Consider the following 25,360-nt stretch of genomic DNA (forward strand, 5'->3'; position numbering starts at 1 on the left):
GCATGCAGATCGAGACCCCACCCACCGTCAAACCCTACGAGAAACCCGAGGGCGAGCGCCGCGGCCTGATCCTCGTCAACACCGGCGAGGGCAAGGGCAAGAGCACCGCCGCCTTCGGCCTGGCGCTGCGCGCGCACGGCCGTGGCAAACCGGTGCGCATCTACCAGTTCATGAAGGTGCCGACCGCGCGCTTCGGCGAACACCGCATGTTCGAGCAGCTCGGCCTGCCGATCATCGGCCTGGGCGACGGGTTCAGCTGGAAGAGCCAGGACCTCGAACAGTCGGGCCAGCTCGCGCGCGACGGCTGGCAGCAGGCGAGGGCGGCGATCTTGTCGGGCGAGTTCTTCCTGGTGGTGCTCGACGAGATCACCTACCCGCTGATCTACGGCTGGCTGGCGCTCGACGAAGTGCTGCAGACGCTGCGCGATCGCCCGAAGCACGTGCACGTGATGCTCACCGGCCGGCGCTGCCCGGCCGAGATCGTGGAGATGGCCGACACGGTCACGGAAATGACCAAGATCAAGCACGCCTTCAACGCCGGCATTCCCGCGCAGCGCGGCATCGAGGACTGATGTTCCCGGCCTGGGGAGAGGGCGTGGCGGCCGGGGTCGCCATCGCGGCGTTGTGGATCGCGATGGCGGTCGACATGCTGTTTGGCGAGCCGCCGGCGCGGCTGCATCCCGTGGTCTGGATCGGCCGCTACCTGGGCTGGGCGGGCCGGCTTGCCGCGCCAACCAGCGACGCCGTCGCACCCAAGCGAGATTTGAAGCATTTCATGGCCGGAGCGCTTTTCTGGCTTGCGGGTGCTGCTATTGTTTTTGGTGTTGCCTGGGCCTGGCAAAGCCTTGCGCTGCAGGCACCCGCCCTGTTCGCCGCCCTGCTGCTCGGCCTGGTGCTCAAACCCATGCTGGCCTGGCGCATGCTGCGCGTCGAGGTGCTGGCCGTCGAAGCCGCGTTGGCCGAATCGCTGGACGCCGGCCGCGCGCGGCTGCGCCACCTGGTGAGCCGCGACGTGACGCAACTCGACGCCGCCGCCGTGCGGGAGTCGGCGATCGAGTCGCTGGCCGAGAACCTCAATGACTCGGTGGTGGCGCCGATCTTCTGGTTCGTGCTGTGCGGGTTGCCGGGCGCGGCCGTCTACCGTTTCGCCAACACCGCCGATGCGATGTGGGGCTACCGCGGCGAACGTGGCGGCCGGGTGTGGGAATGGGCGGGCAAGTGGGCCGCGCGGGCCGACGATGTGCTGTCGTGGCTGCCGGCCCGGTTCGCCGGCGTGCTGATGCTGCTGCTGGCCGGCCGGCCGCCATGGCGCGGCTTGCGCACCGAAGCGGCGCACACGCCATCGCCCAACAGCGGCTGGCCGATGGCGGCGATGGCGCTGGCGCTGGGCGTGCGGCTAGGCAAGCCGGGCGTCTATGCGCTCAACGCCGGGGGCCGTGCGCCCGGGTCGGCCGATACCTTGCGCGCCGTGGCCCTGTGCCGCCGCGTGGTGCTGGCTTACGTCTTGCTTTCCAGTGCGGCGATGATTCTGATGCTTCCGACAACAACATGACAGAGACACCACGGCCATGACGGTCAGCACTACTGGCCGTACTCAGCGGCATGCATGGACGTACGAGCCCGCGCGGGTGCATGGCGGGCCGGATGCGCGCGGCGCAGCGGCCCACGATTTCTCGACCAACAGCAATGCCTGCGGGCCTTGCCCCGAGGCGGCGGCTGCGGTGCGGGCTGCCGACGCGGCCCACTACCCCGATCCGCTCTACACGGACCTGCGCGAGCGGCTCGCCTCCTGGCACCGCGTGCCCGCGCGCCGGGTGCTGCTGGCCGGCAGTGCGAGCGAATTCATCTACCGCCTGACGGCCTGGGTGGTGCAGCAGGGCGGGCGCCGCGTCTGGCTGCCGCGGCACGGCTACGGCGACTACGCCGAGGCGGCGCATGCCTGGCAGCTGCGGTCCGTGGCCCTGCCGGCCCAGGCCCAGCTGCTCTGGGCCTGCGACCCTTCGAGTCCGCTGGGCCAGGACGAGCCCGAGATGGAGGCCATCGGCCTGGGCGAATCCGTGTGCGTGCTGGACCGCGCCTACGAGCCGCTGCGCCTGAGCGGTGCGTTGGGCCTGCCGCTGGAGCGGCTGAACCGCGTCTGGCAGCTGTGGTCCCCGAACAAGGCCCTGGGGCTGACCGGCGTACGCGCCGCCTATGCGATCGCGCCGCACGACGCGGAAGATGCCGTGCAAGCGCTGGAGCAGCTGTGCCCGAGCTGGCCGGTCGGGGCCCACGGTGCGGCCCTGCTGCAGGCCTGGACCATGCCTGGCGTGCAGGCCTGGCTGGCCGACAGCCTGGTCACGCTGCGCGACTGGAAACTGCGCCAGGTGGCGCTGTGCGAAGCCATGGGTTGGATCTGCCGGCCCAGCCATGCAAACTTCCATCTGGCGCGGCCGGCATCGCCGCAGACGGCCGGCGCGCTGCTGCGCTTCCTGCGCGAGCGCGAAATCAAGCTGCGCGACACGGCTTCGTTCGGCCTGCCGGGCCAGTTCCGGCTCGGAGTGCTGCCGCCCGCGAGCCAGGACGCGCTCGCGGGCGCGGTGCGCCAATGGGACGCTACGCTGTTGCCGGCGGGATCGGCGGGCCATCCACCGGCGGCACCGGCAAGACCGGCGTAAGCCCGGTCAGACGTGCCTGCTCGGCACTGATTTCGGTCCACAGGTCGAGCAGCCAGCCGTCGTCGAAGGACATCTCCTCCACGCGGAAATACCGGCCGTCGAGCATGTCGATGCTGAAGCTGCGGCGCGGTCGGCTGCGCCGCTTGGCGTCGGCGGCCGCGAGCCAGACGTCGATGTCCTCGGCATCGATGCGCGGGCCCACCTGCCGGCGATGGCAGTGGCGCATGATCTCGGCGAAGCTGCGCGCCTCTGCGGAGACGTCATACAGTTTCAGGAAGATGGCGTTGGCCCAGACCAGCCGGTCCGAAGGGTCGAACAGCGCGGCGCCGATGTCGCCCAGGTTCAGCCCGGCGAGCACCCGCCGCATCACCGAAGCGTCCTCGCGCAGGCGCAGCGCGGGCGAGCCGTCCGGCGCGAGCGGCGAGGGGCGGCTGTCGCCGGCGGTGACCACGCAGTCGCGGCCGCGGTCCTTGGCGCGGTACAGCATCTGGTCGGCCAGCCGCATCCAGGCCTCGTGGTTGGGCAGGTCCCGCGTCAGCGCGGCCACGCCGAAGCTGGCGGTGACCACGCGTTGCGGCAGCAGCGGATCGGTGCTGAGGCCGGCCTGCAGGCGCTGCATCAGCTCGCTGGCCTCGCGCGGGCCGGTATGGGGCAGCAGGATGCCGAATTCCTCGCCGCCGTAACGGCCCGGTGTGTCGGTCTTGCGCAGGGTCTGCTGCAGGCGTTCGGCGAAGCCACGCAGCACCGTGTCGCCCGCCGCATGGCCCAGCGTGTCGTTGACGCGCTTGAAGTGGTCGAGGTCGACCAGCACCAGGGTGGCGATTTCGCCCGAGCGGCGAAACCGCGCGAATTCGATCCTCGCCATGTGTTCCCAGTGGCGCCGGTTGTAGAGGCCGGTCAGGCCGTCGTGCTGACTCAGGTGGGCCAGCTCCTCGCGCTGGCGCTTGAGCTTGGTGAGTGCGCGGTAGGTGATCTGGCCGACCGAGATCGGGTGCAGCAGCAACAGCGGCAGGCAGGCCAGCACCTGCACCATGTCCGACTCGGGCGCCCAATGCGCGCCATACACCAGCATGCCGGCGGCCATACCAGCCGCATGGGCCAGCATGCCGCGCGCAAACTGGCGCCAGCCGCCGGCGATCATGCTGTCCATGCCCATCAACGTGAGCATCAGGACGCTGGGCAGGGCGTTGAAAGCCATCGTGGCGATCCAGACGCCGCCGAAGAAGTGGTCGATGACGAGGTTGCGGCGCTCGGCGCGCACGCTGTCGGTGCAGTGCCGCGACCAGAGCCAGGCCAGATGCGGCCACACCAGGCCGTGCAACAACGGCCCGGCCCAGACCCACCATGGGGTCTCGCGCGTGGCGAGCACGCCCGCCACCGAGAGCAGGCCCAGACCCAGCCCGACCACCCGCGGGCCATAGCTGGCCCGTGCGAAGTTGTGGGAGCGTTGGCGCTGGCGTTTCACCGTGATGACAGTTCGAAGACCCAGTTTTCGAGATCGGCCGCCGGTAGCGGCCGGGCAAACAGGTAGCCTTGCAGCGCGGGGCAGCCGCGCTCGGCGAGGAAGCGGCGCTGGGCTTCGGTCTCCACGCCTTCGGCCACCACGTTCAAGGCCAGGCTTTCGCCGATGCGCAGCACCGAGGTGGTCAACGCGCGCGCGGTCTCGCTGTGCGCCAGGTCCTGGACGAAGCTGCGGTCCAGCTTGAGTTCGCTGATCGGCAGGCGGTGCAGGTAGCTCAGGCTCGAATAGCCGGTGCCGAAATCGTCCATCGAAAGGTGCACGCCCTGGGCGTGGATGGCATGGATGCCGGCCAGCACAGCCGGGTCCGGCGCCAGCATCACGCTCTCGGTCATCTCCAGCGTGAGGTCGCGGGGCGCGAGCCCATGCTGTTGCAGCAGCCGCGCCACGTGGGCCGGCAGTTCGGCGTTCTGGAAATTGCTCGCCGACAGGTTGACGGCGATGCCCGGTATGGGCACGCCGCGCCGGCGCCAGTCGGCAAGTTGGCCGCAGGCCTGTCCGAGCACCCAGAGGCCGAGTTCGTCGATCAGCCCGCATTCCTCGGCCAGCGCCACGAACCGGGTCGGTGGCACCGCGCCGAGGCTGGCATGTTGCCACCGCAGCAAGGCCTCCAGGCCGAGGAGTTTCTGGCCCGCCGCATCGACTTGGGGCTGGTAGTGCAGGGCCAGGCCGTTGTGGCGAAGCGCAAGTTTCAGGTCGGCCTCGAGCATGGCGCGTTCTTCCGCGGCGCGGTTCATCTCGGCGCTGAAGAAGCGAAAGCTGCTCCTTTGCCCGCTCCTGTCGCCCTGCTTGGCGCCACGGTTTTCGCCACCGTTCGCACCGCTTCTGCCGCTGGTCTTGGCCTGGTACATGGCCGTGTCGGCGTGCCGCATCAGGGTGTCCACGTCGCTGCCGTCATCGGGCGAGATGGCGATGCCCAGGCTGGCACCGGCCTGCAGGACGGCGCCGAGCGCATGCACCGGCTCCCGCGCGGCCTCGCACAGCCGCTCGGCCACGCTGGCGGCCTGCTGCGCGCTGCAATGCGGCAGCAGCAACGCGAATTCGTCGCTGCCCAGCCGGCCGACGGTGTCCGTCTCGCGCGCGATTTCCTTGAAGCGGCGCGCCAGTTCACGCAGCAGCGCATCCCCCACCGCATGGCCGTGCTTGTCGTTGATCTGCTTGAAGCGGTCCACGTCCAGGTGCAGCAGGGCCAGCGGTGCGCCGCTGCGCGAGGCCTCGTAGATCGCGCGCTCGGCCTTGGCATGCAGGGTGGCGCGGTTGGGCAGGCCGGTCAGCGTATCGAAAAACACCAGTTTGTGGATGTGGGTGCGCACCTTCTCGCGCTCCAGCATCAGCGCGCACAGGTGCACGCATACATCCACCAGGCGCAGGTGGAAGGCGTCGGGGCCGCGGTTTTCCCGGAAATAGAAGGCAAAGGTGCCCATCACCTGGCCGCTGCCGCTGCGGATCGGGCTCGACCAGCAGGCCTTCAAGCCGAGCGGCAGGATCAGCGCCTTGTAGTCGGTCCACAGCGGGTCGGTGGCGATGTCGGTCACGGCCACCGCTTCGCCGCGCCAGGCCGCCGTGCCGCAGGAGCCCGCATTCGGCCCGATGGCGACACCATCCAGCGCCTGGGACACGTATTCGGGCAGGCCGGGAGCGGCCAGCGGGCGTACGCGGTTTTCCGCGTCGATGGCCAGCACCGTGGCGATCACCTCCGGCGCGATGCGTTCGACTTCGCGGCACAGCAGCGTCATGACGTCGCGCACCGGCACCTCGCGCACCATGGCCGCCAGCACCTTGTTCTGCAGCACCTCGTGCATCTTGGTGAAGGTGATGTCGGCGAGCACGCCGAGCACGTTGACCAGCTGCCCGGCTTCGTCGAACACCGGGTTCATCGTCACCGATACCCACAGCGGCTTCGACGCCTTGGTGTAGATCAGCAGCTCGGTGCCCAGCCCCTGGCGCGCTACGACATAGGATTGCAGGTTGGCCCGCAGCAGCTTCAGCGTGTGCGGATCGGTATGGGGCCCGGCGAGTATCTGGTCCGGGCGCCGCCCGACCATGTCGGCCAGGTCGAAGCCCAGCATGCGGGTCACGCCACCGTTGATGGCCACCACCTTGCCGTTTGGGTCAGCCACGATGATGGCGTTGTCGCTGGCGTCGATGGCTCGCGCCATCTGCAGCATGGGGTGGTTCTTCAGTCGGGCTTGCGTGACGTCCTTGACCAGCGCGGTGTAGTGCGGGGCTTCGGGCGGGCCGGAACGCGTCATCGAGAACAGCACCTGCCGCAGGGTGCCGTCGCTGCGCTGGATATCGAGCGCCAGGTTCCGCACGAGCAGCCGCTCCAGATCGCAGCCATCCTCCTGCCGCAGCGCGGATGGCAGCAGCAGCCGCGCGTGGCGGCCCAGCACTTCGCCACGGGACAGGCCCCACAGGCGTTCGGCGGCGGCGTTGAAGAAGCGGACGGTGTGCCACGCGTCCAGCACGACGACCGCGTCGGCCAACTGTTCGAATGCATCGGCGAAGCCGATGCCTGCGGACGGAGCTTGGGTGACGACCTGCATCGAAATTCCCCTGGTTCTTGCCTTGACCCGATGAAGCGTAGCCTGTATCGAAGTGTAAGCCGAACGGTGTGGATGGCTGCCAACGCGATTGTGTGCGTTTTCTCTCGGCCCTGGGGCGGGTGTTCCCCTAGGGCTGGCGGCCGCGCTAAGCTCGGTGCATGCCCCATCCCGATATCCCTTCGCGAACATGCCCTGCGTGGCCATCTTCTTCCGATGACTTGGCCGTTTCACCCGGCCGTGCCACGACGCCCTGGCCCGGTGGTTGCCCATGAGCGCGGTCTGCGTGATGGTGCTGGGCACGACCAGCGGCGCGGGCAAAAGCTGGCTCACTACGGCGCTGTGCCGCTGGTACGCGCGCCAGGGCCTGCGCGTGGCGCCGTTCAAGGCGCAGAACATGAGCAACAACGCCAGGGTCGTGGCCTTTGAAGATGGCGGCGAAGGTTTCGCCGCCGGGCCGTCCCAAGGCGAAGCGCAGCCCCCTCGGGGGGCAGGAAGCGCAACGCAGTGGGCGAACGTGGGGGCGGAAATCGGCAGCGCCCAATATTTCCAGGCCCTGGCCGCACGGGTGCCGCCCACGGTGCGGATGAATCCGCTGTTGCTCAAGCCCGAGCGCGATACGCACAGCCAGGTGGTGCTGCTGGGCCGGGTCAGCGCCGAGCTCACGGGCATGGCCTGGCGCGAACGCAGCGCCCAGGTGTGGCCGACGATCGCGGCATCGCTCGACGCACTGATCGCCGAGCACGACGTGGTGGTGATCGAGGGCGCGGGTTCACCGGCCGAGATCAACCTGCATGCGAGCGACATCGTCAACATGCGCGTGGCCTTGCATGCCCGGGCGCGGTGCCTGCTGGTCAGCGACATCGACCGCGGCGGCGCCTTCGCGCACCTGTATGGCACCTGGGCGTTGCTGCCGCAGGAGGAGCGTGCGCTGATCCGCGGCTTCGTGCTCAACAAGTTCCGCGGCGATGCGGCGCTGCTCGCCCCTGCACCGCAGATGCTGCAGGACCTGACGGGCGTGCCCACGGTCGCCACGCTGCCGATGTGGTGGCAGCATGGCCTGCCCGAGGAAGATGGCGTCTTCGACGATCGCACGGCCGGCCACGGCGGTGCCGCGCTGCACACCAGCGTGGCTGTGGTCGCCTACCCGCGCATCAGCAACCTCGACGAATTCCAGCCCTTGAAGAACGTCCCCGGCGTGGCGCTGAAATGGGTGCGCAGTCCGGCCGAGCTGGCCGGTGCCGATTGGGTGGTGCTACCCGGCTCGAAACACACGAGCGGCGACCTGGCCTGGCTGCGCGCGCAGGGGCTGGACCGCGCCATCTGTGCGCATGCCGCCCGGGGCGGCGCGGTACTCGGCGTCTGCGGCGGCCTGCAGATGCTGGGCGAGGCCATGATCGACACGCACGGCATCGACGGCAATGCGCCCGGCCTGGGCCTGCTGCCTCTGGTCACGCAGTTCGAACGCGAGAAGACCGTGCGGCGCACAGAGGCCCGCTTCGAGGTCGACCTGGCGCAGATGGCACCCGGGTCCCCCTGGGCCAGGCTGGCCGGTGTCCGTGTGGCCGGTTATGAGATTCACCACGGCCAGACGCAGCAGCACGCGGCGATGGCCAGGGCCGGCGACGTGGCGGTGGCCGCCATGCCAGATGGCCTGGCCTGGCGTAATGCGGCCGGCAATGTGCTGGGGCTGTACCTGCACGGCCTGTTCGAAGATCCGGCCGCGCTGCAGGCGCTGTTCGGTCGGCAGGTGCCGACGCTGGACGCCGTGTTCGACGGCCTGGCCGACTATGTGGAGCGGCACTTCGCGCCGGGTGTGCTCCAGGCGCTGATCGCCTAGGCGCTACTTCAGGTTGCCCGAGAGGAACTGCCCCAGCCGTTCGCTCTTGGGCCGCGACAGCACCTCGGCCGGCACGCCTTGTTCCTCGATCAGGCCCTTGTGCAGGAAGATCAGGTGGTTGGCCACCTCGCGGGCGAAACCCATTTCGTGGGTGACCACCACCATGGTGCGGCCTTCGAGCGCCAGCGTGCGCATCACCTTCAGCACCTCGGAGACGAGTTCCGGGTCCAGTGCACTGGTGGGTTCGTCGAACAACATCACCTCGGGCTCCATGGCCAGCGCACGGGCGATGGCCACGCGCTGCTGTTGGCCGCCGCTCATATGGGCGGGATAGGCGTCTTCCTTCTGCTTCAGGTCGACCAGCGCCAGGTACTTGCGCGCGCGGGCGACGGCTTCCTCGCGGCCAATGCCCAGCACGTGCATCGGCGCCTCGATGATGTTCTGCAGCACCGTCATGTGCGCCCACAGGTTGAAATGCTGGAACACCATGGCCAGCTTGGTGCGCAGGCGCTGCAATTGGCGCGCATCGACCGGCACGAGTTCACCGTTCTTGCCCGGCGTGAGCTGCAGCTCCTCGCCAGCCACGACGATGCGGCCCTGGTTGGGCTTTTCGAGCAGGTTCAGGCAGCGCAGGAAGGTGCTCTTGCCCGAGCCCGAGCTGCCGATGATGCTGATCACGTCGCCCGCATGGGCCTGCAGCGACACGCCCTTGAGCACCTCGTTGGCGCCGAAGCGTTTGTGGATGTTGTCCGCGAGCAGTTTCAGGTCGGAGGTGTTCATGGCGGGCAGAGGCGGTGCGGTCGGTGCGGTGGAGGTCGGCATGGTGGGCATGGCCTCATGCGCTGAGCAGGTTGCCGGTGCGGAAGGGCACGCTGCCGGCGATGTTGCCGAGTTTCTCGCCGGCCATCACGTAGCGCCGGGCAATGCGCGCGTACAGCACGCCGGCCACTTCCGCACGGGCCAGGTGCACGGTGTTGTTGATCGGGTCGATGACTTCGGCCACCGTGTCGCCGACCGCCAGCCGCTGGCCCACGGCGGCAGTGAACACCACGATGCCCGGCACGGGCGTCTCCACCGTTTGCGAGCCGGAAAGCGGTGTCGCCGCGCACGGCAGGGCCGGCATCGTGGGCGCCGGGCCTTGGACCACGCCCAGGTGCTGCAGATAGCCGAACAAGGCCAGGGCGTCCTTCTGGCCGAGCGCATGCGTGACGTCGGCCTCGCCGCGCAACTCGATGGTGGCGCTGGCCGTGGCCTGGGGCAGGGCGCCTTCGGGCAATTCGTCTGCCAGCGCTTCGGCGAGTTGCCACCAGTGGCCGGAGAGGCCTTCGTCGAATGACAGGCCCCCGGAATTCTTGGCCAGCAGCACGGCCTCGGCGCCGAGCAGCCGGGCCAGGGGTTCGATCTTCGGCCAGCAGGGCGTTTCGGTGTAGAGGTGCAGCGCCGCTTCGAAGTCGCAATGCAGGTCAAGCACCACGTCGGCATCGAAGGACAGGCTGACCAGGCGCTTGCGCAGGCTGGCGAGTTCGGTCTTCGGCTGCCATGCCTGCAGGTATTCGGCCACGGCCTGGCGCACGGTCGTCACGTTCTGCGCGGGGTCCTGCCCGAGCTTGCCGCGCACCTTGGGGAGCACTGCGGCACACAAGTCGGGGTAGTGGCGGTTGAAGTTTTCCGAGGTGGCCAGCTCGAAGCGGCCCATGGGCTTGTGGTCGAGTTGCTGCGCCAGGCCGATCGGGTTGGCCACCGGCACCAGCACCACCTCGCCCTGGATCTGCTGCGCGGCATCGGCCTTTTCGAGCAAGGCACGCAAGTGGTGGGCGGCCATCATGCCGGGGATCTCGTCGGCATGCAGGCTGGCCTGGAGGTAGACCTTGGGCTGGGCGCCAGCCTGGCCGAAGTGGAAACTGGTGAGGGTCTTCTGGCTGCCCAGGCTCTGGCTCAGAAGAGGGTGATCGATGCGCTGCATGGTGTGTTGTCGGGCGTGAAAGCGGCGCCTCAGCCTTTGCGCGGACCGAGGTAGCCGAGGAAGTGGCGTTCCGCGAGGCGGAAGAAGCCGATCAGGCAGAAGGTGGCCACCAGGTAGATGGCGGCGGCCGCCAGGTAGGCCTCGAAAGGCAGGTAGAAATCGGAATAGATGCGGCTGGCCGCGGCGGTGACGTCGAGCAGGCCCGGCACCGCACTGGCCAGGCTGGTGCTTTGCAGCATCATCACCACCTCGTTGCTGTAGGCCGGCAGCGTGCGGCGCATGGCGCTGGGCAGGATCACGCGCAACATGATCTGCACGCGGCTCATGCCGAAGGACTGCGCGGCCTCGATTTCGCCGGCATGGGTTTCGCGGATCGAGCCGGCTAGCATCTCGGCGGTGTAGCCGGCGGTGTTCAGGCTGAAGGCCAGCAGCGCGCAGAAGAACGGCTCCTTGAAATGCGTCCAGGGCCAGATGGTGTCCCAGCGCGCCTGGATCCATTCGAGCTGGGCCAGGCCGTAGTAGATGAGATAGACCTGGATCAAGAGCGGCGTGCCGCGGATCACGAAGGTGTAGGCGCCGACGATGCGCTGCAGCAGCACACTCGGCCCGGTGAGCGCCAGCGCAAAGATCAGCGCCAGCACCGCGCCGATGGCCAGCGAGGAGAAAAGCAGCCCGAGCGTGGTCAGGATGCCTTCGCCGTACATGGCCAGGCCGTCGGGGGTGAAGATGACTTCCCAGTTCATGTCAATGCCGCCCGGCCGCCCGAAGGCATTGAAGCGCCCCCTCGGGGGGCAGCGATACGCGAAGCGATGAGCGTGGGGGTCGCATTCACAGCGTTACCCTCTTGGTGCCGAGGCTGTAGCGCGCGTTCAGGCGGCGCAGCACGATCAGCGAAACCCAGGTGTAGACCAGGAACAGCCCGGCCGTGAACAGGAAAAAGGCGAAGGGCGAACGCGTGGCGGCGCTGGCCTGCTTGGCGAGATAGGTCATTTCCTGCAGGCCGATCAGGCTCACCAGCGCGGTGGCCTTGATCAGCACCAGCCAGTTGTTGGTGAAGCCGGGCAGGGCGTAGCGCAACATCTGCGGCGCGGTGATGCGCAGGAACACCTGGCGCGGCGACATGCCGTAGGCCGCGGCGGCTTCCATCTGCCCGTGCGGTATGGCCAGCATGGCGCCGCGGAAGGTCTCGGTCATGTAGGCACCGTAGATGAAGCCGAGCGTGAACACGCCGGCGAAGAAGGGGTTCAGGTCGAGCGTGGCCTCGCTGCCGGCCAACTCCAGCAGGTTGTTCACGCCGATGGTGCCGCCGTAGTAGACCAGCAGCATCAGCACCAGGTCGGGGATGCCGCGGATGACGGTGGTGTAGAGCGTGGCCGGCACGCGGAAGACGGCGCGGTCGGACAGCTTGGCGAGTGCGCCGATCATGCCCAGCACGACCGACACCACGAGTGCGGCCAGCGACACGCCGATCGTCAGCAATGCGCCGTACAGGATCGACCAGTAATATGCAGTCAAGGGAAGGCTACCGGTTGCGTGGAAGAACGCATTGAAGGTGTCGAAGCGGTGTCAGGAGGTGAGAGATCTCGCGATCTCTCGCGAAGCAGAAGGGACCCGCCGGGCCCCTTCTTTGCCTCCCGGCTTATTTGCCGTAGACGTCGATCTTGAAGTACTTGTCGTTCAGCGTCTTGTAGGTGCCGTTGGCGCGGATGGCCTTGATGGCGCCGTTGAGTTCGTCCTTCAGGGCCTTGTCGCCCTTGCGGATGGCCACGCCGGCACCGCCGCCGAAATACTTGGGGATGAACAGTTCGGGGCCCACCGCGACGTAGTCCTTGCCTTCGGGCTTGCTCAGGAAGCCGCCGGTGACTTCGATGATGTCGGCCACGGTGCCGTCCAGGCGGCCGGCCTTGATGTCGAGGTAGACCTGGTCCTGGGCTTCATAGGGCGTGACGATGACGCCGACCTTCTTCAACTCGCCATTGGCGTATTTCTCCTGGGTGCTGCCCTTGAGCACGCCGATCTTCTTGCCCTTGAGCGAGTTCACGTCGGTGAACTTGATGTCGTTCTTGACGACGATCTTGCTCGGCGTGTTGTAGTACTTGTCCGTGAAGTCCACCACCTTCAGGCGGTCTTCGGTGATCGACATCGAGCTGATGATGGCGTCGTACTTCTTCGCCTGCAGGCCGGGGATCATGCTGTCCCAGACCTGTTCGACGAACACGCACTTGCGCTTGATTTGCTCGCACAGTGCGTTGGCGATGTCCACGTCGAAGCCGGTGGGCTTGCCGTCGGCGGTCTTGAAGGTGAAAGGTTCGTAGGTCGGGTCGATGGCGACTTTGAGTTCCTTGCCCTGGGCGAAGGCGGAGGCGGTCAAGGCGGTCAGCGCCAGCGTCAAAATCAGTTTTTTCATAGAGCTCCTTGAGGCAATGACTGCATACAGCAGAAATGCGAGTTTGTATACCAAGAGTGAAGGTGGCCAGATTCTAGTGTTTCAGCGCGTGGCTCCCGGAAGTGTTTGCCCTAGTCGGATCGTCTGAGGCAAGGCATTTGCGCGGCACGGCCGTTCATAATTGCCGCCTTCAAAGAAAGCAGTATTCATGCCCAACCCTGTCACCGCAACCCACTCGCTGTCGCCCATGTTGCCCGATCTTTCCAATGCCGATCTGCGGGCCAAGCTGCAGCAGCGGCTCGACCAGAAGACCAAGCCGGTCGGCTCGCTCGGCGTCCTCGAGGCGCTGGCCCTGCAGATCGGCCTGATCCTGCAGACCGAGACCCCCAGCCTGCAGCAGCCGCAGCTCGTGGTGTTCGCCGGCGACCACGGCCTGGCCGCGCGCGGCGTCTCGGCCTACCCGAGCGACGTGACCTGGCAGATGGTGGAGAACTTCCTCGCCGGCGGCGCCTGCGTGAGCGTGCTCGCGCGCCAGCACGGCCTGGCGCTGACGGTGGCCGATTGCGGGGTGCGTCACGACTTCCTGCCGCCGGATGGCCCGGCGGAACGCGCCGGCCTCGTGGTCTGCAAGATCGCGCCTGGCACGGCCGATGCGTTCGTCGAGGAGGCGATGAGCGCCGCCCAGTGCGCCCAGGCCATGGCCAACGGCAGGGCGCTGGTCCAGCGGCTGCCCGGCAATGTGCTGCTGCTCGGCGAGATGGGCATCGGCAACACCTCGGCGGCTTCGCTGCTCCAGGCCAGGCTGACCGGGCTGGACATTGCCGAATGCACCGGCTCCGGCACCGGACTCGATGCAGCGGCGGTGGCACGCAAGGCCCAGGTGCTGCGCGCCGTGCTGTTGCGCCATGAGGCCGCCACCACACCGCTGGCCGCGCTGCAGGCCTTCGGCGGCTTCGAGATGGCCACGATGCTCGGCGCCGTGCTCGAGGCGGCGGCCACCAACCGCGTGATCGTGGTCGACGGCTTCATCACCACCGCCGTGGTGTTGGTGGCCCACCGGCTGGAGCCCGCCGTGCTGCAGCGTTGCGTGTTCTCCCACCGCTCCGGCGAGGCGGGCCATGCCGCGCTGTTGCGCCACCTTGGCGTTTCACCGCTGCTGGACCTGGGGCTGCGCCTGGGCGAAGGCTCGGCCGCGGCGCTGGCCTGGCCGCTGCTGCAATCGGCCTGCGTCGTGCTGCGCGAAATGGCCAGTTTCGCTTCGGCCGGCGTGTCGCAAAAAGCAAGCGACACGCATTAGAAGTTGGCGATGTAACCGGGTGCTCCGCGAGGCGCCAGAAGGCTGCTTTTGACACGCTTGACTGCTAAACTGCCGGCGAAAACCTGGTGACCTTCGGGCGCATGACACCTAACCTAGCTGAAACATCAACCGCCGGTGACGAGGCTGCGCGGCGGCGGATCTCGTCAGCCCTGGCCAACCACGCCATCGCGCCGCACCTGCTGTCGCTGTTTGCACTGGGGAGCGACAGTGCCATGCTGCTGGCCGGCCCTGACCAGCGCCTGCAATTCGCCAATGCCGGCTTCACGCGCATGTTCGGATATACCGAGGCGGAGGTCATCGGCCACCGCCTGATCGACGTGCTGGCCGGCCGCGACACGGACCCGGCGCTGATCCACGAGATCCACCACCGCGTGCCCTCGCCGGGTGGGCACCACAACGAAGTGCTGGTCTACACGCGCGCGGGCCGCCCCCTTTGGGTATCGGGACTGGTGAATCCGGTGTTCGACGACGCGGGCCGGTTGCTGCACCTGGTGTATGTGCTGTCGGACATCACGCTGGCCAAGATCCACGAGGTGCTGCAGTACAAGGTGCTCGATGCCATGCTGCACGAGCAGTCGCTGGGCAAGGTGATGTCGCTGGTCTGCCTCGAGATCGAACGCATCGCACCCGGTCTGGCGGCCACCGTGCTCGATGTGGCCCATGGCGGCAGCGGCACCTGGCTGCGCGGGCTGGCCGCGCCCAGCCTGCCCGCGGAATATGCGGACTGGTTGCAGCACCTCGTCGTCGCGCCGGAGGCGGTGCTGCATTGCTGCGAGGAACGCGTCGTCGTCGCGGTGCCCGAGGACCTGTTGCTCGACCCCGGCGCGAACGATGCGCTGGACGCACCTTACCGGCTGCTGCTGCGGCAATTGGACATGGCCGCCTGCTGGATCCGCCCCATCGAGGCCAAGAACGGCGAGGTGCTCGGTGCCTTCGTGTTCTATTCCCGCGCGCCGCACCATCCCGATGCGTTCGAGCAGCGCCTGGTCGAACTGTGCACGCCGGTGTGCGCGCTGGCGCTGGAACGCGAGAAGACCCGCGCCCACCTGCACCAGCTGGCTTTCTACGACGTCCTGACCGGCCTGCCGAACCGTGAGATGCTGTACAGCCAGGCCGAGCGTGAGCTCGACGAAGTGGCACTTTCCGTGTCCACGCTGGCGGTCCTGGTGATCGACCTCGACCGCTTCAAGCTCGTCAACGACAGCCAGGGCCATGCCGCGGGCGACGCGCTGCTGCGCGAGGTCGGCGAGCGGCTCACCCGCTGCGTGCGCGGCATCGACCTGGTCGGGCGGTTGTCGGGTGACGAATTCGCCGCGATCCTGCCCAGTTGTTCGGTGGAGCACGCCGCCGTGGCCGCCGAGCGGCTGCTCAATGCGATCGCCGCGCCGTTCGCCCTCGAGGGCGGCGTGGTCAACCCCGGCGCGAGCATCGGCGTGGCCATGTTCCCCGAGGATGGTGCCGACATGGACACGCTGCTGCGCCATGCCGACCTGGCCATGGCCCAGGCCAAGGTGGATGGGCGCAACTGCTCGCGCTTCTTCAACGATGGCATGAACCGCGTGGCGCAGGAGCGGGTGGCGCTCGAGTCGGCGCTGCGCGAGGCGCTGGGCGACGGGCAACTCTGCCTGCATTACCAGCCGCAGATGTTCTGCGGCGAGGGCCGGCCGCTGTACGGCGTCGAGGCCCTCGCGCGCTGGCACCATCCGCGCTTCGGCAACGTGTCGCCCGAACGCTTCATTCCGCTGGCCGAGGAATGCGGCCTGATCGGCGCCTTCGGCGAGTGGGCGCTGACCGAGGCCTGCCGTCAGCTCGCCGATTGGCGTTCCCGTGGCATCGCGGTGCCGCGCGTGGCGGTCAACCTGTCGGCCCAGAACTTCCAGGATGTCGGACTGGCGGTGCGCGTGGCGGCCTGCCTGCGCAGCTACGGCCTCAGCCCCGACAGCCTGACGCTGGAGATGACCGAACGCGCCATGCTCGACAGCGCCGAAGGGGTGCAGACCAGCATCCATGCCGTCCATTCGCTCGGCGTGCACCTCTCGCTCGACGATTTCGGCACCGGCTATTCGAGCCTGAGTTACCTGCACCGCCTGCCGATGAAGGAGCTCAAGCTCGACAAGAGCTTCGTGCAGGACCTCGACGACAGCCCGGCCGCGCGTTCTTTGATCCAGTCGGTGATGCACATCGGTGAAGGCCTGGGGCTGACCGTGGTTGCCGAAGGGGTGGAGACGCAGAGCCAGTTCGATTTCCTGCACGACCGCAGTTGCGCCGTGGTGCAGGGTTATCTGTTCGCGCGGCCCATGCCGGCCGAGCAGCTCGAGCGCTGGCTCGACGAACGCTATCCGCCACGGCGCTCCGGCACCGGCGCCGGCGTCTTGGGCTTGTAGTCGCAATACGGCGACACCGCGCATTCCCAGCAACGTGGCTTGCGCGCCTGGCAGATGTAGCGCCCATGCAGGATCAGCCAGTGGTGGGCGTCCACCAGATAGGCTTTGGGAACGCGTTTGAGCAGTTGCAACTCCACCGCCAGCGGCGTCTTGCCTGGCGCGAGGCCGGTGCGGTTGCCAACGCGGAAGATGTGCGTGTCCACCGCCATGGTCGGTTCGCCGAACGCCACGTTGAGCACCACGTTGGCCGTCTTGCGGCCCACGCCGGGCAGGGCTTCCAGCGCTTCTCGCGTGCGCGGCACCACGCCGCCGTGCTGGTCGACCAGGATGCGGCAGGTCTGCATCAGGTGTCTGGCCTTGCTGCGGTACAGGCCGATGGTCTTGATGAAGCCTTCCAACCCTTCGAGCCCGAGGTCGAGGATGGCCTGGGGCGTGCTGGCCACCGGGTACAGGCGGCGCGTGGCCTTGTTCACGCCCACGTCGGTGGCCTGCGCCGACAGCAGCACGGCGGCCAACAGTTCGAAGACGCTGGTGTATTCCAGCTCGGTGTTGGGTTGCGGATTCGCGGCCTGGAGGGTGGCGAAGAAGGGTTCGATCGCGGCGGTTTTCATGGGTCAGTCGGTTTGGCTTGCCCGGCGAGTCTAAGGTGCGGCCTTGCCGGCGGAGCGAGCCTTGCCCTGGAACGCCGCGCCCACCGCATCGATGAGCTTGCGCTTGCCGCTGGTCCTGGGCTGCACCAGGGCCATGTGGCGCGCCTCGGCTGCGCCGGGGATGTCGAGCACGCGCAGCTTGGGATCGGCAGCCCAGCGGTTGTCGCGCAGCAGCGGCACCATGGTCACGCCCAGGCCGGCGCGCACCAGGTCGACGATGGTCTCGATGGCGTTGAGCTCCAGGAACTCCTGCGGGCGCGCGCGCAGCCGGCGCAAGGTTCGGTCGACGAGCTGGCCCGTGTGTTCCTGGCGGTCGAAGCGGATGAAGGGTTGGCTCTGCACCAGGCTGCGGATCGGTTGCTCGGGCATGCGCCGGGCCGCCAGCACCACCATCGGCTCGGCGTACAGCGGGGTCCAGGCCAGTCCGGCCTGCATGCGGTCGGCGCCGGGCTCGTGCACCGCGATGGCCGCGTCCAATTCCCCCGCACCCACGCGCGCCAGCAGTTCGCCGGACTTGGCGGCGCTCACGTGCAGGTCGAGGGCGGGATGGAGCCGTTTGAGCGCGAGCGTGGCCTGCAGCAGCGGGCGCAGCGCCGAAACCACCGCGCCGACGTGCAACGTGCCCTCCATGGCGCGCGGCGCATGTTCCGGCTCGCGCATCTGCTCGAACAGGTCGACCAGTTTTTCGGCCTGGGGTCGCAATTCGCGGCCGGCCTGGTTGAGCCGCACCGTCTTGCCGCTGCGCTCGAACAGCGCACGGCGCAGTTCGGCTTCCAGCTGGCGCATCTGCAGGCCGACGGCCGCCTGGGTGAGCGCCACGCGCTGCGCCGCGCCGGCGAACGACCCTTCGGCAGCCACCGCGAGGAAGGTCTTCAGGACGCGGACGCTGCTCATCGGAACGGCAAATAAAAATAGGATTGCAAGGATCGACAATAAAGTTTTTCTTTATTCATGGTAAAGCATTATTCGCTTTCCCTGGCGGCGCAGGGTTTCGATAATCGAAGGTCTGCAGCCGCCGGTCCCGAGCCGGCGGAGATCCGAACCATTGAAAGAGTCCAACATGTTTTCCAGGCGCAAGCTGATCATTTCCGCCGTCATCGCGGCGGGCGCAGGGAGTGGCACGGGCGCGGCCCTGGCCCAGGCCTATCCGAACAAGCCGGTGCGCCTCGTCGTGCCGTTCCCGGCGGGCGGCGCCACCGACATCTTCGCGCGCGTGTTGTCGCAGAAGGTCGGCGAGAAACTCGGCACCGCCATCGTCGTGGAAAACCGCCCAGGCGCGGGTGGCGCCATCGGCTCGGACGTGGTGGCCAAGGCCCCCGCCGATGGCTACACCCTGCTGCTGGCTACCTCCAGCACCCATTCCATCGGCCCGGCGCTGACCTCGCGGCTGCCATACGACACGGTGCGCGACTTCACGCCCATCTCCCACGTGGGCAATGCACCGAGCATCATGCTGGTGCCCAACAGCAGCCCGGCCAAGACGCTGAAGGAGTGGATCGACTATGCGAAGAAGAACCCCGGCAAGCTGAACTACGCCTCCAGCGGGCCCGGCACCATCGTGCAGCTCACGGCCGAACTGTTCAAGTCGCAGGCCGGCGTGTTCATGGTGCACATCCCGTACAAGGGCACGGCGCTGGCGATTCCCGATCTGGTCAGCGGCAAGGTCGACGTGTTGTTCGATTCGCTGCCCACCGGCCTGCCGCATGTGCGCGAGGGCCGGCTGCGCGCACTGGCGGTCACCTCCGCCAAACGCACGGCCATGGCGCCCGAACTGCCGGCCATTGCCGAGGTGTTGCCTGGTTACGAGTCGAACACCTGGTTCGGGCTGTATGGCCCGAAGGCCCTGCCGGCCGACATCGTGGCCAGGGTTAACGCCGCGGTGAACCAGTCGCTCGCCGACCCGGAGGTGAAGGACAAGCTGGCGCGGCTCGGCATCGAGCCTGTGGGCAGCACACCTGCGCAACTGGCGCAGATGGTTGCGGCCGACGCGGCCAAGTGGCGTGCCATCATTGTCGAACGCAAGATCACCGGCGAATAAACCAGGGCGCATTCCATGAACTTCAACTTCAGCAATCCTTATCCTTCGGTGCGCATCCCCGTGTTCGCGCGCAACGTGGTGTCGACATCCCATCCACTCGCGGCGCAGGCCGGTCTGCGCATGCTCTACAAGGGCGGCAGCGCGGTCGACGCGGCCATCGCCGCCGCGGCCACCATCACGCTGACCGAGCCGGTGAGCAACGGCCTGGGCAGCGACGCCTTCTGCATCCTGTGGGATGGCAAGGAACTGCACGGCCTGAACGCCAGCGGCACCGCGCCCCAGGCCTGGACGCCGGACTACTTCAAGACCAAGTACGGCGCCGACACCAAGACCCCGCCCAAGCGCGGCATCGACAGCGTGACGGTGCCGGGTGCCGTGGCTGGCTGGATGGCGCTGAGCGAGCGTTTCGGCAAGCTGCCTTTCGCCGACCTGATGGAGCCGGCGATCGAGATCGCCGAGCGGGGCTACCTGATTCCGCCGGTGGTGCAGCAGAAATGGGCCGCGGCCACGCCGGAACTGCGCTCCGTTGCCGGCTTCGCCGAAGCCTTTCTGCCTTGGGGCCGTGCACCCGAGGTCGGCGAGCTGTTCCGCTTTCCCGCCGCCGCGCGTGCGTTGCGGGCCATCGCGCAGAGCAAGGGTGAAGCCTTCTACCGCGGCGAGATCGCCGAGGCCCTGGTGCGTTTCGCCAAGGAGCAGGGCGGCGCGCTGTCGCTGGAAGACCTGGCCACGTTCAAGCCCGAATGGGTGAAGCCGATGGCGCAGAACTACCGTGGCCACACGCTGCACGAGATCCCGCCGAACGGCCAGGGCATCGCTGCGCTGATCGCCGTCGGTATCCTGGAGCAGTTCGATTTGGCCAGCCATGCGGTGGACGGCGTCGATTCGCAGCATCTGCAGATCGAGGCCATGAAACTCGCCTTCGCCGACGTCTACCGGTATGTGGCCGACCCTTATGCGATGGAGTTCCCGCCCGAGCGCCTGCTCGACCCGGCCTACCTCGCTTCGCGCGCCAGGCTCATCGACATGAAGCGTGCGCAGGATTTCGGCGCCGGCAACCCGGTCAAGGGCGGCACCATCTACCTGACCGCTGCCGACGAAAACGGCATGATGGTCAGCTTCATCCAGAGCAACTACATGGGCTTCGGTTCCGGTTGTGTCGAGCCCGAGTTCGGCATCAGCCTGCAGAACCGCGGCCACGGCTTCAACACCGATCCGGCCGGTCCGAACACCGCCAACCTGGTGGCGCCGGGCAAGCGGCCGTTCCACACCATCATCCCGGCCTTCCTCACCAAGGACGGCCAGCCGGTGATGAGTTACGGCGTGATGGGCGGCAACATGCAGCCGCAAGGCCACATGCAGACCCTGGTGCGCATGCTCGACTATGGCCAGAACCCGCAGGCCGCTTGCGACGCGCCGCGCTGGCGCTTCAATGCGGGGCTCGAGATCAACGTGGAAGCGGCCATGGCCAAGGCCACGGTGCAGGGCCTGGCCGACCGCGGCCACCGCATGGATGTGATCAACGATTCCTACCAGGACTTCGGCGCCGGCCAGTTCATCTGGCGCATGGGCGATCCGAAGGTCGAGGGGTACCTGGTCGCCAGTGATTCGCGGCGTGACGGTCTGGCTGCAGGGTTCTGATCAGACCGGCACGCAGAGTTCGCAGTTGAACACGCCGGTCTGCGCGTCGAATTCGAAGTCGGTGTCGTAGAACTCGAACGCCGGCTGGCCGGTCGGCCGCAGGCCGCTTTGCGGCAGCCACTGCGCAAACACCTGCATCCACGCCGGGCCGATGGCCAGCGCCGTGCCCTTGAATGGCACGCAGGCGTATCGGCCGCCGGGGAAATCCTGCAAGGCGATGCCGCCTTCGGGCTTGAAGTCGGAATCCACCTCGATGCACAGGTCGTAGCGACACTGGGCCGGCGGCGTGGTCATCGGGTTGTCCAGGCTGATGCCGAGCATGCGGCGGCGCGGCGTCATCAGCCCCTGGGCCGTGGCCCATTCGCCGAAGCTGGCCCATTGCTGCGCGATGCCGGGGCTGCCGTAGGGGCCGGTGTGGCGCACGTAGGCCAGGTGCATGGCGGGCAGGGTTTTGGTTTCGATGGACATGTCGTTTCCTTCTGGGGATGAGACGATAGCCTAGTCGAGTTCGTCCACGAATAGCTCGGCCTGGGCCAGCATGCCGCGGCGGATAGCCTCGAACACGCCGGGCGGAAAGTCTTTCGGCAAGGTTTGCGCCACCTGGTCGAGCGCATCCGGCACCTGCAGCACCAGAGCCACCATGTGATCGAAGGCCCCGGGCACACCGCTTTGCAGCGCCAATTGCTGCCAGTGGCGCGTGTGGATCTCGTGCAGGTGGTAGTGCGTATTCTTGCCACGCAGCGCCATCGCAAGTTTGGCGCGGCGCGGGTGGATCTGGCGCGGCCCGGTGCCGACGATCGGCCAGGCCGAGATCACGTCGTACAGCGGCGTCAGGCGATAGCCGCCGCCGCGTTCCAGGAAGATGGAGAAGTTCTTCGCGTGGCCATCGGTGGCGGCCATGAGCCAGAAGGCGAGCTGAGTCTGGATGAAGACCAGCTTGTCGGCGTCGGCACGGCTGCTGTTGTCCAACTGGCGCAAGACGGCACGGATGCCCGGCCCGCCGTCGGCCTCGTATTTCATGGCGCCGGCCACGCCCAGGGCCTGGCAAAAATCTTCCTGCGGCAGCCTGGCGATCCATGCCGGCGAGCCGGCCGGTTGCAGCAGCATGCGGTCGAAACGTTCCACCACCAGCACCTTCTGTTCGCCAAAACGGGCGATTTCGCAGTCGGCTACCGGCAGGCCGAGTTGCGCGATGAGCCGGGCACACAGCCATTCGTTCTCGACCGAGGTCTGCATGTCGGCGCGCATGTTGCCCACCAGGCCCAGCGGCAGCTTGAAGATGTGCGTCGTCGGCGTGGCGCCGAGCGGCCGGCACCATGCGCCTTCATGCCAGAGCAGGGCTGTTTTCTCCTGTGCGCCGGCGATGGAGAAGCGGAAGTCATCGTCATCGAACTGGCCGAGTACGCGTCCGCCGGCCACGGCGTTGTGGATGGCTTGTTCGACGCCAATGTCACGCAGGGTCTTGGCCTCGATGCGGTCGAAACCGACCGGTGCCTGCCCCAGCGGCAGTAGCTGAATCGCGCCCACGCAGTCGCGGCCGACTGCAGCCAGCAGATCGAAGGGCGCGTTGCTGCCGGTGGCGAACCGGTCCTGCATGCGTTGGCGGATAGCGTCGCTGTCGGGCAGCAGGTTCTCGAAAAAGTTGAGCACCACGGCGCCACGGTGGGCGACGTTTTCGGGTGTGAACGGTAGCGACAGCGACAGCCAGCGTGTGGCCGGCGAGGCCAGCCAGGCTTCGTCATACTGGAAGCGGTGCTCGCCATTGACCATCGACCAGGTGCCCACATGTTCGCCGTTGGTCCATACCGCCAGCATGTGATCGCGCGGATCGCTTCGGGGGCGGCGAAACGTCACCATGGCGGAAGCATTGTCTGCATGGTTTTGCTTACCAACTGTCAGGTTCCGACTCGGCCACGCGATGGCGCGCCGGCTCGTCGATCACCAGCCGGCCGCCCAGCGCGGTGACGATGCGCGCGATCTGGTCGTAGGCGGTTTTCTCGGGTGCGGCCTCGATGCGGGCGATGCGCTTTTGCGTCACGCCGATGCGCTCGCCCAGCTGCGCCTGCGTCATGCCACGCGCCTGCCTGAGGGAACGCAAAATGGTCCGCAACTGCTGGGGTGAGTCTGCGAGATACATGGGATGACGCCTTAGGGGTAGTTAAACCATATTACTCCCCTTATGGGGTTATTTCAAATTACGCCTTTTAAGGAGTTTCGTGCCGAAGGTTTTCGTGGACGGCCTGAAGCCGGCAGCCGCAGGCGCTAACATCGTCGCCATTCTTTCCAAGACCGAGAATTGATCATGTCCCTGCCATTCGCCGACCGCCTGAACAACGTCGAAACTTCCGCCATCCGCGAACTCTTCAAGCTGCTGGGCAAGCCCGGCATCATCAGCTTCGCGGGCGGCTTTCCGGACAGCGCGATGTTCGACGTGTCGGGCATCCAGGAAGCCGTGAATGCGGCACTGGCGAGCGAAGCCGGCGGCGCATTGCAATACGGCGCCACCGAGGGCTACAACCCGCTGCGCGAGCAACTGGCGTCGTTCATGGGCACCAAGGGCGTGGCCGGGCTCAAGCCCGAAGACCTGATCGTCACCACCGGTAGCCAGCAGGCGCTGGATCTGCTGGGCAAGACCATGATCGACCCGGGCGACAAGGTGATCGTCGAAGGGCCGACCTTCCTCGCCACCATCCAGTGTTTCCGCCTGTACGGTGCCGACCTGGTGAGTGCGCCGGTGGATGCCGACGGCGTCGATACCGACCGGCTCGAGCAGTTGATCGCCGAGCACAAACCGAAGTTCGTCTACCTGATCCCCACCTTCGGCAACCCCAGCGGCGCCATGCTGAGCCTGGCGCGGCGCAAGAAGGTGCTCGAGCTGGCCGTCAAATACCAGACGCTGATCGTCGAGGACGACCCTTATGGCGACCTGTATTTCGGGGACGCTCCGCCGCCGAGCATCCTGTCGCTGAGCGCCGACGTGCCAGGCAGCCGCGACTTCATCGCGCATTGCGGCAGCCTGAGCAAGGTGCTGAGCCCCGGCCTGCGCGTGGGCTGGATGATCGCTCCGGCCGAGCTGCTGGCCAAGGCCACGATGTGCAAGCAGTTCAGCGACGCCCACACCAGTACCTTCGCCCAGGCCACGGCCGCGCAATACCTCAAGGCCGGCCGCATGCCCGCCACGCTGGCCAACGTGCGCAAGGTCTACGGCGAACGCGCCAGGGCCATGGGCGATGCGCTGCGCCGCGAATTGGGCGATGCCATCAGCTTCACGCAGCCGCAGGGCGGCCTGTTCTTCTGGGCGCGGCTCACGGGTGCCAACGGCACGGTGGCCGACGGTGCAGAACTCGCCAAGCGCGCGATCGAGAAGAACGTGGCCTTCGTGCCGGGCGCGCCGTTCTACGCCAAGGACCCGGACCACGCCACCTTGCGGCTCAGCTTCGCCACGGCGGATGTGGCGAAGATCGAGGAAGGTGTGAAGCGGCTGGGGCAGGCGATCTGAGCGGCGGCAGCAGTTACCATCGCCCATGAAGAAAACTTTCCAACTCAACATCGAAGGCAAGAACCGCGACCGGGTTCTGGACGCGGTCAAATACGAAATCCGCAAGTACGTCAAACGTGAGCGCCGACGCGATCTGCCCGAAGGCGTGGACTTTCTCGATTTCGATTGCCGGTTCGGTGCCACGCCGGAAACCGCGGCCGTGGCGCACCTGGCCGAGATCAACGGCCTGATCGACCAGCTGGCGCAACAGGGCCTGGACCAGTTCTACGTGGAGATCCTGGCCAAGCCGGGGCATCGTCAGTCCCGGCCGGCCGCGCAGGCAGGCGTGGGCGAAGAGCAAAGCGCCGACTGACCCCGGCTGCCCCGACGCGTCTAGAGCTGGCCCTCGGTCAGCGTGTCGAGCTGGAACCTGCCGCTCTTGTCCCACAGCCAGGTTTCGGTATAGGTGACCTTGCCCATGCGCGACGGCGTGGGAAACGGCGCTGCCTCGCGCACGGTGCGTTCGATTTCCTTCACCACCTCGGGCGCATGGCTCGGCGCCCGCATCCAGTGCAGCCGCGTCACCAGGCCGTTGCGGTCGAGTTCGACCTGCAGCGTGCCGATGGCATAGAGGTTGGGCTGCAGCTTGCCCTTCCAGATGCGGTCGGCGTTCTGGTCGTACAGGTGTTGCGCCGCGTCGCGCCGGTAATCCCGCGGATTGGCGGCGTTGGACACCTTGGGCGCGGCGGGTCGCGTCTCGGACGGCGCGGCGGATGCCGGGCCGCTGCTGGCCGGGGGCGGCCGGGTGGCCACCGGCGGCGCAGGGGCGGGTGCGCCCGAGCAGCCGGCCAGGATGGCGGCCGCGCCGGCGGTGAAGCCGAGTGTCAGGCTGCGGATCTTCCAGCTGCCTGGCGTGTCCTTGGTTTTGGTCATGTGGCTGGCCGAA

23 protein-coding genes are annotated in these 25,360 nt (G+C 67.5%); 10 read left to right on the top strand and 13 right to left on the bottom strand.

The features are described 5' to 3' along the window. Positions 1-2 precede the first annotated feature (2 nt). The 3 genes from cobO to RD110_RS11265 are packed head-to-tail and all read left to right on the top strand — an operon-like array spanning position 3 to position 2,657. A complete protein-coding gene (cobO, locus tag RD110_RS11255; protein ID WP_076199491.1) occupies positions 3-572 on the top strand; it encodes a cob(I)yrinic acid a,c-diamide adenosyltransferase in 570 nt (189 codons plus the stop codon). After that, positions 572-1,552, top strand: a complete 981-nt coding sequence (cbiB, locus tag RD110_RS11260) for an adenosylcobinamide-phosphate synthase CbiB (protein ID WP_076199492.1) — start codon at positions 572-574, stop codon at positions 1,550-1,552. The genes cobO and cbiB overlap by 1 nt, the downstream gene beginning before the upstream one ends. Positions 1,553-1,568: 16 nt before the next feature. Then, positions 1,569-2,657, top strand: coding sequence for an aminotransferase class I/II-fold pyridoxal phosphate-dependent enzyme (locus RD110_RS11265; RefSeq protein ID WP_076199494.1), 1,089 nt, complete (start codon positions 1,569-1,571; stop codon positions 2,655-2,657). Here the strand turns inward: RD110_RS11265 and RD110_RS11270 are convergent. Both RD110_RS11270 and RD110_RS11275 read right to left on the bottom strand, forming a co-directional pair. Next, positions 2,596-4,122 (bottom strand): diguanylate cyclase, encoded by a 1,527-nt coding sequence (locus tag RD110_RS11270; RefSeq protein WP_076199496.1) that lies wholly within the window; start codon positions 4,120-4,122, stop codon positions 2,596-2,598. The two genes, RD110_RS11265 and RD110_RS11270, sit on opposite strands and share 62 nt — an antisense overlap. Further along, complete coding sequence (locus tag RD110_RS11275; protein WP_076199498.1) at positions 4,119-6,722, bottom strand: EAL domain-containing protein; 2,604 nt, start codon at positions 6,720-6,722, stop codon at positions 4,119-4,121. The genes RD110_RS11270 and RD110_RS11275 overlap by 4 nt, the downstream gene beginning before the upstream one ends. A gap of 268 nt (positions 6,723-6,990) precedes the next feature. On the opposite strand from RD110_RS11275, the gene RD110_RS11280 reads away from it, so the two are divergent. Beyond that, positions 6,991-8,559: a cobyric acid synthase gene (locus RD110_RS11280; RefSeq protein WP_076199500.1), complete on the top strand. Its 1,569-nt coding sequence runs from the start codon at positions 6,991-6,993 to the stop codon at positions 8,557-8,559. A gap of 3 nt (positions 8,560-8,562) precedes the next feature. Here the strand turns inward: RD110_RS11280 and RD110_RS11285 are convergent, their stop codons facing one another. The 5 genes from RD110_RS11285 to RD110_RS11305 all read right to left on the bottom strand — a co-directional run bounded on the left by RD110_RS11285 (position 8,563) and on the right by RD110_RS11305 (position 12,929). Next, complete coding sequence (locus RD110_RS11285; protein ID WP_076204816.1) at positions 8,563-9,339, bottom strand: ABC transporter ATP-binding protein; 777 nt, start codon at positions 9,337-9,339, stop codon at positions 8,563-8,565. Between the two features lie 55 nt (positions 9,340-9,394). Continuing rightward, entirely contained in the window at positions 9,395-10,522 is a 1,128-nt protein-coding gene (locus RD110_RS11290; RefSeq protein ID WP_076199502.1) for a succinylglutamate desuccinylase/aspartoacylase family protein, read from the bottom strand. A gap of 29 nt (positions 10,523-10,551) precedes the next feature. After that, positions 10,552-11,265 (bottom strand): ABC transporter permease, encoded by a 714-nt coding sequence (locus tag RD110_RS11295; protein ID WP_076199504.1) that lies wholly within the window; start codon positions 11,263-11,265, stop codon positions 10,552-10,554. 85 nt (positions 11,266-11,350) lie between these two features. Beyond that, entirely contained in the window at positions 11,351-12,037 is a 687-nt protein-coding gene (locus RD110_RS11300) for an ABC transporter permease (protein WP_076199506.1), read from the bottom strand. A gap of 124 nt (positions 12,038-12,161) precedes the next feature. Beyond that, a complete protein-coding gene (locus tag RD110_RS11305) occupies positions 12,162-12,929 on the bottom strand; it encodes an ABC transporter substrate-binding protein (protein ID WP_076199508.1) in 768 nt (255 codons plus the stop codon). Between the two features lie 187 nt (positions 12,930-13,116). Between RD110_RS11305 and cobT the strand changes: the two genes are divergently transcribed. Both cobT and RD110_RS11315 read left to right on the top strand, forming a co-directional pair. Next, positions 13,117-14,205, top strand: coding sequence for a nicotinate-nucleotide--dimethylbenzimidazole phosphoribosyltransferase (gene cobT / locus RD110_RS11310; protein ID WP_076199510.1), 1,089 nt, complete (start codon positions 13,117-13,119; stop codon positions 14,203-14,205). Positions 14,206-14,306: 101 nt separating this feature from the next. Beyond that, positions 14,307-16,610: a sensor domain-containing protein gene (locus tag RD110_RS11315; RefSeq protein ID WP_083686218.1), complete on the top strand. Its 2,304-nt coding sequence runs from the start codon at positions 14,307-14,309 to the stop codon at positions 16,608-16,610. Here RD110_RS11315 and nth read toward each other — a convergent pair. After that, on the bottom strand, positions 16,562-17,221 hold the full coding sequence (gene nth, locus RD110_RS11320) for an endonuclease III (protein WP_076199514.1): 660 nt from the start codon (positions 17,219-17,221) through the stop codon (positions 16,562-16,564). The two genes, RD110_RS11315 and nth, sit on opposite strands and share 49 nt — an antisense overlap. A gap of 30 nt (positions 17,222-17,251) precedes the next feature. Next, on the bottom strand, positions 17,252-18,154 hold the full coding sequence (locus tag RD110_RS11325) for a LysR family transcriptional regulator (protein WP_076199516.1): 903 nt from the start codon (positions 18,152-18,154) through the stop codon (positions 17,252-17,254). Positions 18,155-18,320: 166 nt separating this feature from the next. Between RD110_RS11325 and RD110_RS11330 the strand changes: the two genes are divergently transcribed. Together RD110_RS11330 and RD110_RS11335 are read left to right on the top strand one after the other, a co-directional pair. Further along, complete coding sequence (locus tag RD110_RS11330; protein ID WP_076199518.1) at positions 18,321-19,298, top strand: Bug family tripartite tricarboxylate transporter substrate binding protein; 978 nt, start codon at positions 18,321-18,323, stop codon at positions 19,296-19,298. 15 nt (positions 19,299-19,313) lie between these two features. After that, the gene (locus RD110_RS11335) at positions 19,314-20,936 is read left to right on the top strand and encodes a gamma-glutamyltransferase family protein (protein WP_076199520.1); all 1,623 of its coding nucleotides are present in this window, start codon (positions 19,314-19,316) and stop codon (positions 20,934-20,936) included. On the opposite strand, the gene RD110_RS11340 is transcribed toward RD110_RS11335, so the two are convergent. From RD110_RS11340 to RD110_RS11350, 3 genes are read right to left on the bottom strand one after another with little or no spacing between them, the layout of a single operon-like run. Further along, entirely contained in the window at positions 20,937-21,404 is a 468-nt protein-coding gene (locus RD110_RS11340; protein ID WP_076199522.1) for an AraC family transcriptional regulator, read from the bottom strand. A gap of 30 nt (positions 21,405-21,434) precedes the next feature. Then, positions 21,435-22,793: a type II toxin-antitoxin system HipA family toxin gene (locus RD110_RS11345; RefSeq protein WP_076199524.1), complete on the bottom strand. Its 1,359-nt coding sequence runs from the start codon at positions 22,791-22,793 to the stop codon at positions 21,435-21,437. Positions 22,794-22,821: 28 nt separating this feature from the next. Beyond that, entirely contained in the window at positions 22,822-23,073 is a 252-nt protein-coding gene (locus RD110_RS11350) for a helix-turn-helix transcriptional regulator (protein WP_076199526.1), read from the bottom strand. A 171-nt stretch (positions 23,074-23,244) separates the two neighbouring features. On the opposite strand from RD110_RS11350, the gene RD110_RS11355 reads away from it, so the two are divergent. Next, on the top strand, positions 23,245-24,435 hold the full coding sequence (locus RD110_RS11355) for an aminotransferase-like domain-containing protein (protein ID WP_076204818.1): 1,191 nt from the start codon (positions 23,245-23,247) through the stop codon (positions 24,433-24,435). A gap of 25 nt (positions 24,436-24,460) precedes the next feature. Then, complete coding sequence (locus RD110_RS11360) at positions 24,461-24,787, top strand: DUF6172 family protein (protein ID WP_076199528.1); 327 nt, start codon at positions 24,461-24,463, stop codon at positions 24,785-24,787. A gap of 20 nt (positions 24,788-24,807) precedes the next feature. Here RD110_RS11360 and RD110_RS11365 read toward each other — a convergent pair whose 3' ends face one another. Next, complete coding sequence (locus RD110_RS11365) at positions 24,808-25,347, bottom strand: hypothetical protein (RefSeq protein WP_239467219.1); 540 nt, start codon at positions 25,345-25,347, stop codon at positions 24,808-24,810. Positions 25,348-25,360: the final 13 nt, after the last annotated feature.

Origin of the sequence: Rhodoferax koreense (assembly GCF_001955695.1) — a bacterium.
GTDB lineage: Bacteria > Pseudomonadota > Gammaproteobacteria > Burkholderiales > Burkholderiaceae_C > Rhodoferax_B > Rhodoferax_B koreensis.

Excerpts from the sequence above, each read along its gene's own strand:
- RD110_RS11290 (WP_076199502.1), bottom strand. The coding sequence starts at position 10,522 with ATGCAGCGCATCGATCACCCTCTTCTGAGCCAGAGCCTGGGCAGCCAG.
- RD110_RS11295 (WP_076199504.1), bottom strand. The coding sequence starts at position 11,265 with ATGAACTGGGAAGTCATCTTCACCCCCGACGGCCTGGCCATGTACGGC.
- nth (WP_076199514.1), bottom strand. The coding sequence starts at position 17,221 with ATGAAAACCGCCGCGATCGAACCCTTCTTCGCCACCCTCCAGGCCGCG.
- RD110_RS11345 (WP_076199524.1), bottom strand. The coding sequence starts at position 22,793 with ATGGTGACGTTTCGCCGCCCCCGAAGCGATCCGCGCGATCACATGCTG.
- cobT (WP_076199510.1), top strand. The coding sequence starts at position 13,117 with ATGCCCAACCCTGTCACCGCAACCCACTCGCTGTCGCCCATGTTGCCC.
- RD110_RS11280 (WP_076199500.1), top strand. The coding sequence starts at position 6,991 with ATGAGCGCGGTCTGCGTGATGGTGCTGGGCACGACCAGCGGCGCGGGC.
- RD110_RS11330 (WP_076199518.1), top strand. The coding sequence starts at position 18,321 with ATGTTTTCCAGGCGCAAGCTGATCATTTCCGCCGTCATCGCGGCGGGC.
- RD110_RS11285 (WP_076204816.1), bottom strand. The coding sequence starts at position 9,339 with ATGAACACCTCCGACCTGAAACTGCTCGCGGACAACATCCACAAACGC.
- RD110_RS11365 (WP_239467219.1), bottom strand. The coding sequence starts at position 25,347 with ATGACCAAAACCAAGGACACGCCAGGCAGCTGGAAGATCCGCAGCCTG.
- RD110_RS11265 (WP_076199494.1), top strand. The coding sequence starts at position 1,569 with ATGACGGTCAGCACTACTGGCCGTACTCAGCGGCATGCATGGACGTAC.
- RD110_RS11335 (WP_076199520.1), top strand. The coding sequence starts at position 19,314 with ATGAACTTCAACTTCAGCAATCCTTATCCTTCGGTGCGCATCCCCGTG.
- RD110_RS11325 (WP_076199516.1), bottom strand. The coding sequence starts at position 18,154 with ATGAGCAGCGTCCGCGTCCTGAAGACCTTCCTCGCGGTGGCTGCCGAA.
- RD110_RS11275 (WP_076199498.1), bottom strand. The coding sequence starts at position 6,722 with ATGCAGGTCGTCACCCAAGCTCCGTCCGCAGGCATCGGCTTCGCCGAT.
- RD110_RS11340 (WP_076199522.1), bottom strand. The coding sequence starts at position 21,404 with ATGTCCATCGAAACCAAAACCCTGCCCGCCATGCACCTGGCCTACGTG.
- cbiB (WP_076199492.1), top strand. The coding sequence starts at position 572 with ATGTTCCCGGCCTGGGGAGAGGGCGTGGCGGCCGGGGTCGCCATCGCG.
- cobO (WP_076199491.1), top strand. The coding sequence starts at position 3 with ATGCAGATCGAGACCCCACCCACCGTCAAACCCTACGAGAAACCCGAG.
- RD110_RS11360 (WP_076199528.1), top strand. The coding sequence starts at position 24,461 with ATGAAGAAAACTTTCCAACTCAACATCGAAGGCAAGAACCGCGACCGG.
- RD110_RS11305 (WP_076199508.1), bottom strand. The coding sequence starts at position 12,929 with ATGAAAAAACTGATTTTGACGCTGGCGCTGACCGCCTTGACCGCCTCC.
- RD110_RS11315 (WP_083686218.1), top strand. The coding sequence starts at position 14,307 with ATGACACCTAACCTAGCTGAAACATCAACCGCCGGTGACGAGGCTGCG.
- RD110_RS11350 (WP_076199526.1), bottom strand. The coding sequence starts at position 23,073 with ATGTATCTCGCAGACTCACCCCAGCAGTTGCGGACCATTTTGCGTTCC.